This window comes from Geothrix edaphica (assembly GCF_030268045.1).
In the GTDB taxonomy this organism is placed as follows: Bacteria; Acidobacteriota; Holophagae; order Holophagales; family Holophagaceae; genus Geothrix; species Geothrix edaphica.
This window is the reverse complement of the sequence record NZ_BSDC01000001.1, coordinates 649,466-664,861: the sequence shown is the minus strand read 5'-3', so window position 1 is coordinate 664,861 and position 15,396 is coordinate 649,466. Positions and strand designations below refer to the sequence as shown.

General features: G+C 69.3%; 14 protein-coding genes and 1 tRNA gene. 7 read left to right on the top strand and 8 right to left on the bottom strand.

What is annotated here, in order from left to right; all coding sequences use genetic code 11:
* Window positions 1-124 precede the first annotated feature (124 nt).
* Window positions 125-1,573, top strand: coding sequence for an aminoacyl-histidine dipeptidase (locus QSJ30_RS02970; RefSeq protein WP_285606292.1), 1,449 nt, complete (start codon window positions 125-127; stop codon window positions 1,571-1,573).
* A gap of 77 nt (window positions 1,574-1,650) precedes the next feature.
* Window positions 1,651-1,741 (top strand) — tRNA-Ser (locus tag QSJ30_RS02965).
* 87 nt (window positions 1,742-1,828) lie between these two features.
* Here QSJ30_RS02965 and QSJ30_RS02960 read toward each other — a convergent pair.
* The 6 genes from QSJ30_RS02960 to QSJ30_RS02935 form a co-directional block, all read right to left on the bottom strand.
* Window positions 1,829-3,814, bottom strand: coding sequence for a DNA topoisomerase 3 (locus QSJ30_RS02960; RefSeq protein ID WP_285608040.1), 1,986 nt, complete (start codon window positions 3,812-3,814; stop codon window positions 1,829-1,831).
* 58 nt (window positions 3,815-3,872) lie between these two features.
* Entirely contained in the window at window positions 3,873-5,105 is a 1,233-nt protein-coding gene (locus tag QSJ30_RS02955; protein ID WP_285606291.1) for a DUF885 domain-containing protein, read from the bottom strand.
* Window positions 5,106-5,190: 85 nt separating this feature from the next.
* Window positions 5,191-5,514: an HU family DNA-binding protein gene (locus tag QSJ30_RS02950; RefSeq protein WP_285606290.1), complete on the bottom strand. Its 324-nt coding sequence runs from the start codon at window positions 5,512-5,514 to the stop codon at window positions 5,191-5,193.
* A 158-nt stretch (window positions 5,515-5,672) separates the two neighbouring features.
* Window positions 5,673-6,461: a sulfite exporter TauE/SafE family protein gene (locus QSJ30_RS02945; RefSeq protein ID WP_285606289.1), complete on the bottom strand. Its 789-nt coding sequence runs from the start codon at window positions 6,459-6,461 to the stop codon at window positions 5,673-5,675.
* Window positions 6,462-6,502: 41 nt separating this feature from the next.
* Window positions 6,503-7,651: an ABC transporter substrate-binding protein gene (locus QSJ30_RS02940; RefSeq protein ID WP_285606288.1), complete on the bottom strand. Its 1,149-nt coding sequence runs from the start codon at window positions 7,649-7,651 to the stop codon at window positions 6,503-6,505.
* A 62-nt stretch (window positions 7,652-7,713) separates the two neighbouring features.
* Complete coding sequence (locus QSJ30_RS02935) at window positions 7,714-8,259, bottom strand: HutD/Ves family protein (protein ID WP_285606287.1); 546 nt, start codon at window positions 8,257-8,259, stop codon at window positions 7,714-7,716.
* A gap of 94 nt (window positions 8,260-8,353) precedes the next feature.
* On the opposite strand from QSJ30_RS02935, the gene asd reads away from it, so the two are divergent.
* Genes asd through QSJ30_RS02920 form a run of 3 tightly spaced genes read left to right on the top strand, consistent with a single transcriptional unit; the run spans window position 8,354 to window position 10,205 of the window.
* The gene (gene asd / locus QSJ30_RS02930; protein ID WP_285606286.1) at window positions 8,354-9,286 is read left to right on the top strand and encodes an archaetidylserine decarboxylase; all 933 of its coding nucleotides are present in this window, start codon (window positions 8,354-8,356) and stop codon (window positions 9,284-9,286) included.
* Entirely contained in the window at window positions 9,283-9,957 is a 675-nt protein-coding gene (scpB, locus tag QSJ30_RS02925) for an SMC-Scp complex subunit ScpB (protein ID WP_285606285.1), read from the top strand. The genes asd and scpB overlap by 4 nt, the downstream gene beginning before the upstream one ends.
* Window positions 9,954-10,205: a hypothetical protein gene (locus QSJ30_RS02920; RefSeq protein ID WP_285606284.1), complete on the top strand. Its 252-nt coding sequence runs from the start codon at window positions 9,954-9,956 to the stop codon at window positions 10,203-10,205. Before scpB ends, QSJ30_RS02920 begins: the two co-directional genes overlap by 4 nt.
* A 52-nt stretch (window positions 10,206-10,257) precedes the next feature.
* Here the strand turns inward: QSJ30_RS02920 and QSJ30_RS02915 are convergent, their stop codons facing one another.
* Together QSJ30_RS02915 and QSJ30_RS02910 are read right to left on the bottom strand one after the other, a co-directional pair.
* Entirely contained in the window at window positions 10,258-10,488 is a 231-nt protein-coding gene (locus tag QSJ30_RS02915; RefSeq protein WP_243305270.1) for a hypothetical protein, read from the bottom strand.
* Window positions 10,489-10,561: 73 nt separating this feature from the next.
* On the bottom strand, window positions 10,562-12,493 hold the full coding sequence (locus QSJ30_RS02910; RefSeq protein ID WP_285606283.1) for a serine/threonine-protein kinase: 1,932 nt from the start codon (window positions 12,491-12,493) through the stop codon (window positions 10,562-10,564).
* A gap of 145 nt (window positions 12,494-12,638) precedes the next feature.
* Here QSJ30_RS02910 and rpsU point away from each other — a divergent pair, with 145 nt between their 5' ends.
* Both rpsU and QSJ30_RS02900 read left to right on the top strand, forming a co-directional pair.
* A complete protein-coding gene (rpsU, locus tag QSJ30_RS02905) occupies window positions 12,639-12,845 on the top strand; it encodes a 30S ribosomal protein S21 (RefSeq protein ID WP_026852993.1) in 207 nt (68 codons plus the stop codon).
* 96 nt (window positions 12,846-12,941) lie between these two features.
* Entirely contained in the window at window positions 12,942-15,362 is a 2,421-nt protein-coding gene (locus QSJ30_RS02900) for an endonuclease MutS2 (protein WP_285606282.1), read from the top strand.
* Window positions 15,363-15,396 lie beyond the last annotated feature (34 nt).

Here is a 15,396-nt window from a genome sequence, read left to right as displayed (position 1 = left end):
GTGGCGGAGGGAGAGGGATTCGAAATCGTGTCACACCGTGACTCCCGTCACGTCCCAGGCTGCCGGTCGGCCGGTACAGTTGACGGAACCGCCCCGGCCGACCGGCCGGGCCCAGGGAGGTTTTGTGGACGCGCTGCTCGAATCCCTCGAACCGAAGACGATCTGGTCCTACTTCCTGGGGCTGTCGAAGATCCCCCGCGGGTCCAAGAACGAAGCCGCCGCCGCGGCCTGGGTGGCCGATCAGGCCAAGGCCCTGGGTTGCGAGGTGGAGCGCGACGAGGTCGGCAACGTGATCATCCGGAAGAAGGCCACCCCCGGGAAGGAAGGCCGGCCGACCGTCTGCCTCCAGGCCCACGTGGACATGGTCTGCGAGCAGAACGAGGGCACGGGGCACGACTTCCTCAAGGATCCCATCAAGGTCTGGAAGGACGGCGACCTCCTCCGCGCCACGGGCACCACCCTCGGCGCCGACAACGGCATCGGCGTGGCTGCGGCCCTCGCGGTGCTGGCCAGCAAGGACATCGCCCACGGCCCCATCGAGGCGCTCATCACCATTGACGAGGAGACCGGCCTCACGGGCGCCAACGGGCTCCAGCCCGGCCGCCTCAAGGCCAAGTTCCTCCTCAACCTCGACAGCGAGGAGGAGGGCTACCTCACCATCGGCTGCGCCGGCGGCGAGGACACCATCGTCACCCGCAAGCTCACCCGCACGGCCGCGCCCGCCGGCACCAAGGCCTTCCGCCTGAAGGTGTTCGGCCTCAAGGGCGGTCACTCCGGCATCGACATCCATGCCGGCCGCGGCAATGCCATCCGCATCCTCGCCCAGGTCCTGGGTGCCCTGAAGCCGGCCTTCGGCTTCAGCCTGGCCTCCATCAAGGGCGGGAACAAGCGCAACGCCATCCCCCGCGAAGCCTCGGCCCAGATCTTCCTGGACCCCGCCAAGGAACAGGCCTTCAAGGCCGCCCTGACGGAGCACGAGGCCCACTGGCGCGCGGCGCTCGGCGCCTTCGATCCCGGCCTGCACCTGGCCCTCGAGCCCGGGGAGGCCACCCAGGTCATGTCCGGCCCCGACACCGATGCCCTGATCCAGCTGCTGCTGGCGCTGCCCCACGGCGTCGAGGCCATGAGCCCGGACATTCCTGGCCTGGTGCAGACCTCCACCAACATGGGCGTGATCGAGACCCGCGAGAACGAGGTCGAGGTGAACCTCCTCACGCGCAGCTCCATCAACCCCTCGAAGACCGCGCTGTCCGAGCGCATCGCCGCCACCTGCGCCCTGGGTGGGTTCGAGTCCCACGTCACCGGCGGGTACCCCGGCTGGAAGCCCGAGCCCAAGGCCTCGCTGGTCCGCATCGTCAACGAGACCAACCAGAAGGTGTTCGGCAAGCCGCTGGAGATCATGGCCATCCATGCCGGCCTGGAGTGCGGTCTCATCGGCGAGAAGTACACCGAGATGGAGATGGTGTCCTTCGGCCCCAGCATGTGGGACGTCCACACCCCCGACGAGCACGTGAGCGTGCCCTCCGTCGGCAACTTCTGGAAGCTGCTGGTGGCCGTTCTCGAGGCCGTGTAGCCCTTCCGATCACGGCCCTTGGCCGCGGCCCGGGGCCGTGATAACCTTCTGGTTCCCCGCGTTCACGCGGAGCCACGGGAGAGTTGTCCGAGTGGCCGAAGGAGCACGATTGGAAATCGTGTATACGCCAAAAGCGTATCAAGAGTTCGAATCTCTTACTCTCCGCCAGACGAAGCCGCCGCAAGGCGGCTTCCTTTTTGGGCCGATGCCTCCGGCGGTCGGGGCGGAGCGGCGGCCAGGGCTCTCCTGAGGGTTCTAGTGGGCCTTCGCCACCGGCTCCACGACGTTGCACGGCAGGCAGCGGTGGAAGAACTCCCCGCGCCGGGTGCTGGGAATGATCCGCATGGGCTGGCCGCACGCAGGACAGGGGGCCCCGTGGACGTGGGGGGCGGGCGCGTCCTGGAGTTCCTCCACCACGGCGGACACGAATCTGCGGATGTCGGCCATGAAGGCCTCGCGGGTCTCCTCGCCGCGCCGCATGCGCTCCAGGCGGGCTTCCCAGGTCCCGGTCAGCTCCGCGCTGCGCAGCGCTTCCGCCGGGAGGCCCTGGATGAGCCGGATGCCCTTGTCCGTGGGCAGCAGGATGTTGCGCTTGCGCTCGATGTAGGCGCGCTTGATGAGGGTCTCGATCATGTTCGCGCGCGTCGCAGGCGTACCCAGACCGCAGTCCCGCATGGCCCCGCGGAGGGCCTCGTCGTCCAGGTCCCGACCGGCGCCCTGCATGGCGGACAGCAGGTCCCCCTCGCTCATGCGCTTGGGGGGCGTGGTCTTCCCCTCCTTGGGCTGCAGGGCGGCGACCTCGACGGCCTCGCCCTTCTTCACGACAGGCAGGCCGCCCTCGCTGTCCTCCTCGGCCTCTTCCTCCGCCTCGGCCGGGTCGGCCACCTTCTCGGCCTTCTTGCGGCGGTAAGGGGGATCCACGGCAGACCATCCCTCCTCCTTCACGACGGTGCCGTTGGTCTTGAAGGTCTCGCTGGCGACTTCCGTGATGATGGTCGTCTTGGTCTCCACGCGATCCGGGAAATAGGCCCCGAGGAAGCGCCGGGCGATGAGGTCGTAGATGCGCAGCTCGTCGCCGGCGAGGCCCCGGGCGGGCTTCTCGGTGGGCACCAGCGCCGCGTGGTCCTCCACCTCCTTGTCGTTGACGAAGCGCTTGTCCAGCTTCACGGGCCACCGCTTCCGGAGCTGGTCGAGGAAGGGCCCGAGCTCCGTGAGCTGCCCCTGGGCCAGGGCCTTGATCCACTGGGGCGCCTTCAGGGCATCGGCCTCCGTGAGGTGGCGGCTGTTGGTGCGGGGGTAGGAGATGAGCTGCTTTTCGTACAGGTTCTGCGCCAGGCCCAGGGTGCCCTCCGCCGTGAAGCCGAAGCGCTTGTTGGCCTCCTTCTGCAGGGCCGTGAGGTCGTAGAGCAGCTCGGGTTTCTTCTTCTCCGTGCGGCCCGTGGCGCTCCGGATCCTCCCTGGCTTGCCTGCCAGGGTCGCCGCCAGCGCCTGGACTTCCGCCTCGGTGGCGAAGCGCTCCTGGGTCTGGCCCTCCTGCTCCCGGAACCAGCGACCCTCGTAGACTCCGTTGGGATGCGCGAACCGGGCCCTGAGGGTCCAGAACGGCTGGGGCTTGAAGTCGCGGATTTCCAGTTCCCGGCGCACCAGCAGGGCCAGGGTCGGGGTCTGGACCCGCCCCACGCTCCACACGCCATCCTCGGCCCCTGCCCTGCGCATGCGCAGGGTCTGGGCCCGCGTGGCGTTGATGCCCACCAGCCAGTCCGCCTCCTGGCGGCTGCGCGCGGCGTCCCGCAGGCCGGTGTAGGCTTCCCCTGGCTTCATGGCCCCGTAGGCCGCCTGGATCGCCTCCGGCGTGAGGCTCGAGGTCCAGAAGCGCTGGACGGGCTTGGCACAGCCCGCCAGGCGGTAGACGAGATCGAAGATCAGCTCGCCTTCGCGCCCGGCGTCCGTGGCGTTCACGACCTCGGTGATGTCCGCCCGGTTGAGCAGGCGCGCCACCACGTCGAACTGCTCTTTTGTCTGCTCGATGGGCGCATAGCGGAAGGGCTCCGGGAAGATGGGCAGCCGGTCCCAGCGCCAGGCCTTCCAGGCGGGATCATAGCCCTCGGGATTCAGGGCCTCCACCAGGTGCCCCACGCACCAGGTCACCACCAGTCCGTTCCCCTCGATGAGGCTCCGCCCCCGCCCGGGCAGACCCAGGGCCTCCGCCAAGGCGCGGCCCATGCTCGGTTTCTCGGCGATGATCAGACGCAGGACGGCTCCCCGGGTGCGAGTCCCATTGTACGGGAGCCCGTGGGCTCTAGAGCCCCAGCGCCCTGGGCAATCGCGGGCTGGAGATGAGATCGACGAAGACCGCCCAGCGCCGGGCCGGGTCCGCCACGGTGCCCCCCTGGCGCTCGACCCAGTCGCGCACGAGCTGCTCGCCGAGGTTGTAGTTGATGACGTAGCTGCGGTAGGTGTCGATGAACCGCAGGCGCTGGGCGGCCTGGGCCGCGGTCCGCAGGGAGTAGCGGACCAGGAAGGCCTCGGCCCCGGCGCGATCCAGGTGGCCGTCCAGATAGCCACGGGCGGCCTCGTTGTCAGCGAAGGCCAGCACCTTCAGCTCCGCCTGCACCCTCGACCAGCGTTCCGCCTCGGCGGGGTCGAGGCCCGCCAGGGGAAAGAGCACGTCCCGCTCGAAGGCGAGGCGTTCCCCACCGGGGAAGGCGACTTCGATGCCGAAGTTGGCGGTCCCTTCGGCAATCAGGGACTGGGGCGAGAACAGCGGGTAGATCGTGAACTCCACCCAGCCCCGGCCCGCGGGCGGAGCCTGGGCGAAGCGCTGCTCCAGCAGGGCGTTGTAGACATGGTGGCCCGGGTAGCCCTCGTGGGCGGCCAGATCCAGAGCCCGGTCCATGGCGATGGGCAGGTCCAGGTTCACCTGGATCACCGAGGTCCCGCCGCCCTGGTACCAGTTGTAGGCAGACCAGGCCTTGTCCCGCACGTACTCCACGCGGAAGTGATCGGAGGCCGGCAGGGTCGCGTGGCGGCAGGTGCGCTCCCGGGCCTCCGCGATGGCCGCCTGAAAGACCGCATCCACCCGTTCCGGCGGAACGAGGACCCGCTCCCGGGCCTTCTGGTAGCGGTCCTGAACGGAGCCGGGGCCGTCAAGCACCCGATCCAGCCGGGCCAGCGCAGCCTCCAGGGTGGCTTCCGGTGTCACAGGGGGCCGGGCCTGGTAGAGGGCCTCGGCTTCGTCGTCGAAGCTGAAGCGGTGGCCCTGCAGGCGGGCCAGGTGGGCCTCCACGGCCCCCAGCTGCCCCAGGAGGTAGTCTCGGCGCAGCGCCTCGCCGGCCGGCACCGATGCGGCGGCGAGGCCCTCCCGGATCCGGCGGGCCTCCGTGCCCAGGTCCGGAAGGGGGCGCGGACTGCCGGCCTCGGCCGCCGCCTTCCACGAGGGAGGGCCGTAGTAGGCGTCCACGAAGTCGGCGTCGTGGCGGCCGACCGCCAGCACCAGGTTCACGTAGTCCTCGGCCCATCCTGAAAGTGCCATCTGCTTCTCCGCTCCTCGTCGCGTGGGTCGGTCCCAAAGGAAGAAGGGGGCCGATGGCCCCCTTCTTCCGGTCCCGATGGACCGACTACTTCTTCTTGCCCTTGGGGGCGGCCTTCTTCGCGGCCTTGGGCTTGGCGGTCTTGGCGGCCTTCGAGGCCTTGAAGCTCATGGACTTCGAGGCGGCGATCTTGATGGGGGCCCCGGTCTGGGGGTTGCGGCCGGTGCGGGCCTTGCGGGTCTTCTGGCTGAAGGTGCCGAAGCCGACCAGGGTCACCTTGCCGCCCTTGCCCACGTGGCCGGCGATGCAGTCGAGGAAGCAGCCGATCGCAGCAGCAGCGGCAGCCTTGGTGATGTCGGCAGTCTTGGCGACGGCTTCGACGAGTTCAGCCTTGGTGAGGTTCTCGGCCATGTTGCGGGCCTCCTGTTCAAGAGCGCCAACGGGCGCTGTGTGATTTGTCGCTTGGATCTTGCCTCAAATTCGCGCCAGTTCAAGCACAGAAAAATTCTCTTTTCTTGAATGGAGGCCCCGGACGGCCCTCCAGCCCCCGCCTGGAAGCGGCGCCTTTGTCAGACGGCGTAATGCTTGTAGAAGTACCAGGCCGACAGGATGAACCCGATGCTGACAACGCCGACACGCACGGTCTTGCGGCCCACCCGGTGCGCCATGTGGGAGCCGAAGAGGCCCCCCAGGCCAGCCGCGGCAGCCATGACGACCATGTATTTCCACTGCACGTTGCCGGGGTGCCGCAGGAACTCCATGGCCAGGAAGGCGAAGATGGCGATGCCGTTGATGCAGAGGGCCAGCAGGTTCTTGAGGCCGTTCATCTGGTGGATGTCCGTGAGGCCCAGCAGGCTCAGGGCCGCCAGCATGAGGATGCCGATGCCGGCGCCGAAGTAGCCGCCGTAGATGCCCACGATGAACTGGAAGATCATGGCGCCGACCCACCAGCCCGGGGTGCGGTCGTGGCTGCCCATCCGCTTCAGCAGCTTGTTGACGGGATCGTTGGCCGCCAGGAGGACCGTCGCCACCAGGATCAGCCAGGGCACCAGCTGGTCGAAAACCTTCTGGGGCGTGACGAGCATGAGCCAGGCACCCAGCGCCCCGCCAAGGAGCGAGGGCGGCATCAGGCGCAGGGCGAAGGCCCGGATGCCCGCGAGATCCTCCCGATGGCCCCAGAACCCTCCGATGGAACCCGGCCACAGGGCCAAGGTGCTGGTGACGTTCGCCTGCTGCCCCGTGAGGCCTATGCCAAGCAGCGCGGGGAAGGACACGAGCGTGCCACCCCCCGCGATGGAATTGATGGCCCCGGCGAGGAAGGCCGCGGCCATGACCGTGAGCGCGTGTCCGATGTGCATGCCATCCAAGATGACAGGCTCACGGTCTGATCAGAAGGTGGCTACTTCCACTTGAAGGGGTAGACCGGCTTCTTCGAGCCGTACTCAGGCGGCCAGACGGTCTCGTGCTTGCCGTTCTGGATCTGCTCCACCAGCATCTGGTGCTTGTTCTGGTTCGTGTAGCCGCTGTAGTCCACGAACCGCACGTCGCCCATGATGCCGTTCCAGTGGCCGCCCCGCAGCTCCGCGCGGAGCTTCTCGCGGTCCCCGCCCACCTTGGCCGCGGCCTCGGCCATGACCATCATCGAGGCGTAGGCGTTGGCGGCGTGGTAGGGGACCTCGGCCTTGCCGAACTTGGCCTTGTAGCGGGCCCCGAAGTCCTTGGCGCCGGGCCAGTTCACGTCGGTGGTCCACTGGGTGCTGGAGAACACGTTGTTGGAGATGGCCTGCTCCCGGGCGAACTCGGAGGACGCGAAACCCGCTCCCGCGCCCAGGAAGGCCTGGGGCTGGAGGCCCACCTCGCGCGCCTGGCGCATGAGCAGGATGCCGTCGGCCACGTAGGACACCATGAAGACGAGGTCGGGCTTGGTGGCCTTCACCTTGGCGAGGGTCGAGCGGTAGTCGGGCGAGCCGGCCGCGTAGGCCTCCTCCATGACCACCTGGATGCCCACCTGGGCGGCGTAGGCCTTGGCGGACTTGGCGCCGGAGGTGCCGAAGTCGGTGTTCTCGTTCAGGATCGCCATGGTCTTGGGCTTGCCCAGCTTCTGGGCCATCGAGATGAGGATGGAGGCATAGTCCTCGGTGGTGGCGCTGAGGCGGAAGACGAACTTCTGGTTCTGCCGGGTGATGTCCTCCTTGGAGGCCACGGGCACCAGCAGGGGCACCTTGTACTTCTCGGCCAGCTTCGACACGGCGTTGGCGCAGGCGGAGCTGTAGGGGCCCACCACGGCGGCCACGCGGTCGCGGGTCACCAGCTTCTCCATGGCCGACATGGACACCTGGGGCTTGCCCGTGTCGTCCTCCGTGACCAGCTCCACCTTGATGCCCTTCTTCTGGAGATCCTCCAGCGCCAGCTTGTAGCCGTTGCTCATGTACTCGCCGATGGGCGCCTGGGTGCCCGTGGCGCAGTTGATGACACCGATCTTCACCGGCGTCTGGGCGTGCAGGGCGAAGCCGAATGCCAGCAGCGAGGAAAGAATCCTCCGGTTCATGGGTGCCTCCTGGGCGGTGGGGTGAGTGGGTGCCACCCTACCACGGAGCGGATGGGGGGGGGTCAGGCGGGATCCAGGTCCATCCGGACCAGGACCGCCCCGGCCAGCCCCGGCGCAACGCTCAGAGCGCCGCGGCCCCGCTCCACGCGGAGCAGATGCCGGTGGCCGAGGTGGAGATTCCAGGCCGGGACGGACACCGTGCCCCGGGCCACGAACAGGAGGGTGGTCGCAGCCTGGAGGGGCAACGCCAGGGACGCCTCCAGCCGGAGGGTCTCCAGCCGGGCCCGGCACCGCCGGGGGTCCACCATCAGGTTGAAGTCCTGGCTGGGCCCGCCGGCCAGCGTGGCGACAGCGGGCCAGTCGCCGGAGAAATGGATGGGCAGGAACGGTTCCGTGAGCTCCGCGCGGCCGTGGGGGCCGAAATCGATGTGGAAGCCCGCGCCCGCCAGCAGGAGCAGCCACCGCTCCAGGCCGGGAAACGCCGAGAAGGGCCCCGATGCGGCCACATCAGCCGAGCTGAGGCGCCAGCGGAAGCCGGTCTCCAGGGTGGCCCCCGGCGGGTCCACGGCCAGTTCCAGCGTGGTGCCGCCGCCGTTCTTCCAGGGCATGCGGCGGCCTCCGGAGGGCTTCAGGTGGGTCCAATCCATGGGTCCATGCTACGTGAGCGGGCCAGGCGGGCGGAGGGCGGGTTATCCTGATGGGATGCATCTGTCCTGGCCCCCTCCGGCGCGCGTGGCGCTTGTGTTCGCCCTGCTCTGGGTGGCCTATGTCCTGCTCTGGACGCCGGGGCCCCTCTCCCTGAGACTGCTCGGCCTCTACCCGAAGAAGCTCGGCTCGCGGGTGGTGGGCTGGGCCGCCGCCCGCTCCCTGCCCAGAGCCTGGCGCGAGCCCCTGCTGGGCCGGTTCGCGGGGCACTACGGCATCGACCTGGCCGAGGCCGAATTCCCCCTGAAGGACTATCCCAGCCTCCAGGCCCTGTTCACGCGGCGCCTCAAGCCGGGCCTGCGTCCCCAGGACGCGCCCCTGCCCGGCGGCCTGAACAGCCCCGTGGACGCCCGCATCATCGCCAGCGGCCGCATCCAGGCCGATACGGCCATCCAGGCCAAGGGCCTCACCTACCACGTCTCCGAGCTTCTGAAGCATGAGCGGGGCGCCGAGCGTTTCGAGGGCGGCCAGTACCTCACCCTCTACCTCTCGCCCAAGGACTACCACCGCATCCACGTGCCCCTGGAAGGCAGCGTCACTGCCGTCAGCCGCGTGGAAGGGGAGCTCTGGCCCGTGAACGATGCCAGCACCGGCGCCATCCCCCGCCTCTACGAGCGCAACCGGCGCGCGGCGTGGACCGCCCTTGGCACCGGCTCCTGCGAAGGCCTCGAGGTGGCCGCGGTGCTGGTGGGCGCCACGCACGTGGGCGGCGTCGTGATCGACGGGCGCTGGCTCGGCGGGCGGGACCTGCCGCGGGACGGCGGCTTCACGGTGGACCGCCTGCCCTGTGGGCCCGGCGACGACCTCGGCACCTTCGAGTTCGGCTCCACCGTGGTGCTGCTGATCGGCGGGCCGAGGGCCAAGGATTGGCTGCCACTCCGGACCGAAGGCGGCGTGAAGGTGGGCCAGCGGCTGGGAGCGTACCGGTGAACGACATCGAGATCTTCAACCAGGACCCCCTCTGGGACGAGGGTGGCGACCTCCCGGGCGCCCTGGAGGCCCTGTTCACGGCCGCCGGCGAGGTGCTGGACCTGGCGCGGCTGCGGGAGCTCACGGGCCTGGGCGACGGCGCCCTCCAGCAGGGCATCGAGAAATTGCAGGAGCGACTGAGCGGCTCCAGCGGCCTGCGCCTCCTGGAGGTCGGCGGCGGCTGGCGCATGGCCACCAGCCCGCTCTACAAGGAGATGGTCGCCCGGCTGGTGACCACCACCCGCAGCGGCAAGCTCACGCCGGCGCTGATCGAGGCCCTGGCCATCATCGCCTACCGCCAGCCCGTCACCATCACGGAGCTGAACGCCATCCGCGGCGTCACCAGCAGCGCCAACCAGGTGAAGAGCCTCCTGGAGCGCCAGCTCATCATCCCCGCCGGCCGCAAGCCCGTGGTGGGCCGGCCCATGACCTACGCCACCACCCAGGCCTTCCTGCTGCACTTCGGCCTGAAGAGCCTCCATGACCTTCCGCGGCTGGACGACTTCGGCGAAGGCCGCCTGGAGGCCCAGGCCCTGGCCGCGCTCGAGCCGCCCCTGCCCGAGGACGGGCTCTTCGGCGATGGCGCTCTGGAGACGATCGAGGACCTGCCCGACGAAGGGGCCGAAGCATGAGCCAGCCCACCACCCTCAGCCTCCAGGGGCAGCCGGAGAAACCCAAGGCCGAGAGCCCCACGGGCTTCTTCCTCCAGTCCTGGCAGAAGGGCTGCCTGCTGATCGCGCTCCTCGGCGTCCTCTACCTGCGCATCTGGCGCCGCAAGCGGGCCCACATCCAGGTGTGCAGCCACTGCGGAAAGAAGAATCCCCCGCACCAGAGCAACTGCCAGAAGTGCGCCGCCCCGCTGATGCGGATCCATGAGTAGCCATCAGCTGTCAGCCATCAGTGACTGAGAGCTGACAGCTGATGGCTGACAGCTAAAACTCGATGTCGATGGACTCTTCGGCGAGATCGTTCTCTTCGCCCAGCACCTCGCAGGCGGCGCCGTACATCTGGAGGACCGCGGTCTTGCGGTTGCTCAGGCTGGTGAGCAGCTCCTTCACCCGCTGCACTTCGGAGGCGATGGTGTTGTTGATCTGGGACACCTCGGAGCGGCAGCGCTCGCGGGTGGTCTCGTAGAAGGCCTTCTGATCCTGGCTCAGATCCATGGGTGCTCCCTGGGGCGACGAAACTGTTCGTAAAGAGTGATCTTATCCAGATCGCCGGTTCAGGACCACCGGGTCATGACCACCGGGCGATGGCCAGCAGGGCCACGAGGGCCGCCGCGAGGCCGAGGATCACGGGCAGCAGCCAGCGGGGCCGGTGCGGGATGTCCCCGATCGGCTCGATGGGCTCCAGCGGCGCCAGACTGAGTTCAGGGGTCTCGCTGGGCACGGGAACCTTCCGGATGGCCGTGTCCGCCTGGAGCGCCAGGTTGCGATGGGTCCCGCTCGTGAAGCCCGCGGGCGGCGGGAACCGGGAGGCGATCAGGTGCTCGAGGTTCTCGGGGGTCCCGTTGAGCAGGGCCTGCATGTACTCGGCCACATCGTGCTCGGTGATGGGCGGGCCCAGCCGCTGGAGGTAGTCGCGCAGGTCGCGTTCCATGAAGCGCGCCGAGGGGTAGCGGTGGTCCACGCCCTTCTGGAGCGCCCGGCTCACGATGGCCGCCATCTCCTTCGAGACCTTCGGGTTCAGCGTGAGCAGGTCCGACACCCGGCCGAGGCGCACCTTCTCGAGCACGCCGAGTTCCGAATCCGCCTGGAAGCAGCGCTCGCCCGTGAGCAGCTCGAACAGCACCAGGCCGAGGGAGTACAGGTCCGAGCGGTTGTCCAGGGGCTGGCCCGTGGCCTGTTCCGGGCTCATGTAGAGCAGCTTCCCCTTGAGCGCGCCGGCCACGGTATGGCTGGCCTTGCTGGCGGCCTTGGCGATGCCGAAGTCCACGAGCTTGACGGCGCCCTCGGTGGAGAGGATCACGTTCTGGGGGCTGATGTCACGGTGGACCAGCTTGAGCTCCCGGTCATCGAAGCCCCGCTTGCGATGGGCGTAGTCCAGGGCCGCGGCCACCTTCATCACCACAAAGGCCGCCACCTGCTCCGGGAAGGGCAGGCCGTATTCCCGCACCTTCCGCAGCAGCGTGCGGAGATCCCGGCCGTTCACGTACTCCATGGCGATGTAGTACGAGTTGCCGGCCTTCCCCAGGTCGAAGATCTGCACGATGTTCGGATGGGTCAGCTGGGCCGCCAGCTTGGCCTCGTCGATGAACATGGTGACGAAGTCCTCGTTGTCGCTGAAGTGCGGCAGGATCCGCTTGATGGCCACGATCTTCTGGAAGCCCTGCACGCCGCGCTGCTGGGCCTTGAACAGCTCGGCCATGCCGCCGATGGCGATCTTCTCCAGCAGGAAGTAGTTTCCGTACTCCTCGAGGATGTCCGGCGCCCCGGGGGTCGCGGGCTTCGCCTCCGGCGCCGGGGGGCCCGCGGGGGAGCCCGCCGGGCCGCCGGACCAGGCGAAGGGGTCGTGGACCCCCGAGATGCCGCTGAGGGTGAAATCCGAGGGTCCCAGGGACTCGATCGGGAGCGAGGCGATGGACGGGGTCGGGGCGGAAGCCGAGGCCAGGGCCGGAACCACGCGCACCAGGTTCCTGATGGGAGCGGGCTCCGGAAGTGCCTCCACCTCTTCGATCACGCGGCCGAAGATGTCCGAGGCGCTCAGGGGAGGCTGGGCCGCCGCCGGTCCGGCCGAGGCCGCCGCGGGCTCCCCGGCCCCCTCCAGGTCCGCCAGGAGGTCCCCGAAGATGTCCTGGGTGCTGAGCTTGGCCTGGCCGGGGCGGTAGCGACGGAGGATGGCGGCGATCTCCCCATCGGGCCGGGTCCGTTCCAGGTACTCCTGCACGCCGGCTCCGGCCTCCTCCCCGCGGTCGGGGCCTTCGGTCACCACCAGCACCGGCAACCGGGGATTCCGCTGCCGGAGCTGCCGGACCAGGTCGCTGTCCGCGCCGCCGGGGGCGGCCGAATCCAGGAGCAGCAGGTCGGGATCCAGGCTCTCCCGCAGGAAGGCCTCGGTCCCATCGTGGCGCAGCCACCGGATCTCCCAGCCGTCGCCTTCCATGGCAGACACCAGGCCGGGAGTCCGTAGGGACTCGCCGTCCACGATGAGCAGGAGGGGGCGTGGCATGGGCATCCGGAAGAAGCAGTGAGGGTTCAGGGTAGCTGGAGGCTTTCCTCCTCGCCATAACCCCAGTGTTGAGGTAGACTTTTCGTTCGGTCCGGTCCTGCCCCGCAGGTCCCTCTGAAATCCACGGGAAAGGAGGTGCATCCATATGCCTTTGGTCAAGGTCAAAGAAGACGAAACTTTCGAGTTCGCCCTTCGCCGCTTCAAGCGGAAGTGCGAGAAGTCCGGCATTCTCAGCGAGCTGAAGAAGCGCCAGCACTACGAGAAGCCCAGCACCAAGCGCAAGCGCAAGATGCTCGCCGCCCGTAAGAAGACCCTGAAGCGCCTCGCTCAGGAACGGCGCATGATCGGTTGATCCTGCCTTCGTGCAAAGCAGCGCTTTGCACGCAAAGGGCCCGCAGAAGCGGGCCCTTTTTGTTTTACTGAAGACGAGGATTGAAGACTGCGCCCCATGAACCCTGAACTCCATGCTCTCGAATTCCCCGATGCGGTGCGCCTGATCCAGTCGGGGGCCCGCACGGCGCCGGCGCGCGTGGCCCTGGGCGCCATGCAGCCCTCGGACGGATTGGCGGGACTGCGGCGGCTGCACCAGCTGGAGCTGCAGGACCTCTGGGCCCAGTCGCCGGATCTCCTGCCGGTGCTGCCCATGGACGAGGCCCTGGACGAGCTGCTGAACCCGGCGGGCTGGCTGCTGCCGGAGCACTGGCGGCAGCTGCGGGATGGGCTGAAGGCCATGGCCCGCCTGCTGCAGAGCCTGGCCGCCCTGCCCTGGCCTGAGGCCCGCCCGGCGCCTGCGGGCACGCACCTGGGCATCGACCGGCTTCAGGTGACGGCGGCCCTGCTGCCGGACCCCGCGCCCATCGCGGAGCGCCTGGCGAAGAGCTTCGACGCCGACGGCCGGCTGGATCCCCTGCGCATTCCGGCCCTGGCCAGCCTCCACCGGCACCGCCAGGACGCCTTCCAGGCCGTGCAGGCCAAGCTCCAGAAGCTCCTGCGGGCCACGCCGGACGCCTTCAACGAGGCCATGGTCGTGGAGCGCAACGGGCGCTTCTGCCTGCCCGTGCGCCAGGAGCGGCGCGGCCTCATGCCCGGCCTGGTGCTGGACCGCAGCGGCAGCGGTGCCACCGTCTTCATCGAGCCCATGGAGGCCGTGCCCCTCAACAACGCCTTCGTGGAGGCCGACCGCGACTACGCCCAGGCCGTGCAGGCCTTCCTGCGGGACCTGCTGGCGGACCTGCGGGCCCGGCGCGAGGACTTCGCCCGCTGGCGGGACCTCCAGGCCCAGGCGGACCAGGGGCTCGCCCTCCTGCGCTGGGCCGCCCTCTGCGACGGCCGTCTGCCGGAGGTGGAAACCGATCCCAAGCAGGGCCGTCTCTGCCTCCTGGAGGCCCGCCATCCCATGCTGCTGCCCGCCGTGCGGGAGGCCATGGGCCTGGATCCGCTGCCCCACCCCGTGGTGCCCCTGAACCTGGTGCTGGAGGCGGAGAAGCCGGGCCTGGTCATTTCCGGCTCGAACACCGGCGGCAAGACTGTGGTGCTGAAGACCGTGGGCCTGCTCTCGGTGCTGGCGGCCTGCGGCTGCGCCGTGCCGGCGAAGGAGGGCTCCAGCTTCCCCGCCCTGCCCAGCCTCCACGCGGACATCGGCGACCACCAGACCATCACGGGAAGCCTCTCGACCTTCAGCAGCCATGTGCTGCATCTGAAGAAGATCCTGGAAAACGTCCATGACGGCGGCCTGGTGCTGCTGGACGAGCTGGGCACGGGCACGGATCCCAAGGAGGGCGCGGCCCTGGGCATCGCCATGCTCCAGACCCTGTCCCGCCGCCGCTGCTGGATCCTCTGTTCGACGCACCTGGGCGAGATCAGCCAGTGGGCCCTGCGCCACACGCGCTTCCAGAACGCCTCCGTGCAGTTCGACGAGGACCGCCTGGCCCCCACCTACCGCCTGCTGGTGGGCCAGCCGGGCCAGAGCCGCGCCCTCACCATCGCCGCCAAGCTGGGCCTGCCCAAGGCTGTGCTCGACCACGCCGACAAGGTGCTGGGCCAGCGGGAGCAGGACTGGCGCGACTTCCTGCGGGAGCTGGAGGCCGAGCGCACGCGCCTGCTGGAGGAGGCCGAGACCCTGCGCCGCCAGACGGTGGCCGCCGAGAAGGACCGGGAGATCCTCCGCCAACGGGAGGAGAAGCTGCGGTCCGAGCGGGAGGCCTTCCAGAAGGAATCGAAGGAGAAGCTGGCCCGGGTGCTGGACTTCCTCGACCACGAGGGCAAGCGTCTGGTGAAGGAACTGAAGGAGCGCCAGAAGGCGGCCGACGTGAACGCCGACCGCCTGGGCACCGAGGCCCACGAGCGGGTGAAGCAGCTCGCCCGCCTGGCGGAGGCAGAGCTGGCGCCCCGTGGGGCCAAGCCCAAGCCGGCGACGCCCCTGGAGGTCCGGGAGGGGGGCTACGCCCGCCACCGAGGTCTGGGCGTCGAGGGCAAGGTCGTTTCCCTCAAGGGTGACCGGGCCACGCTGGAGACGCCTCAGGGCCGCCGCCTGGAGTGCCGCCTGGGTGAGCTGGAGCCCATCGGCGCCCGGGAGGCGGCGCCGAAACCCACTGGCAGGGTGCGAGTGCGGGCCGAAGTCCAGGAGATCGACTCCGAGATCAACCTCATCGGCCGGGCCAGCGACGACGTGGACAGTGAGATCTACCGCTTCGTGGAGGAAGCCCTCGCCGCGGGCCGGCGCATCATCCGCATCGTCCACGGCCACGGCACCGGCCGGCTGAAGGCGGCGGTCCGCGAGGCCCTGCGCGGCCACCCCGGCATCGCCCGGGTGGAGGATGCCCCCCAGAACCAGGGCGGCGCCGGGGCCACCGTCATCACCCTGAAGTGACGGCCCGCCGCAAGAAGAAGGCCCCGCGGATGCG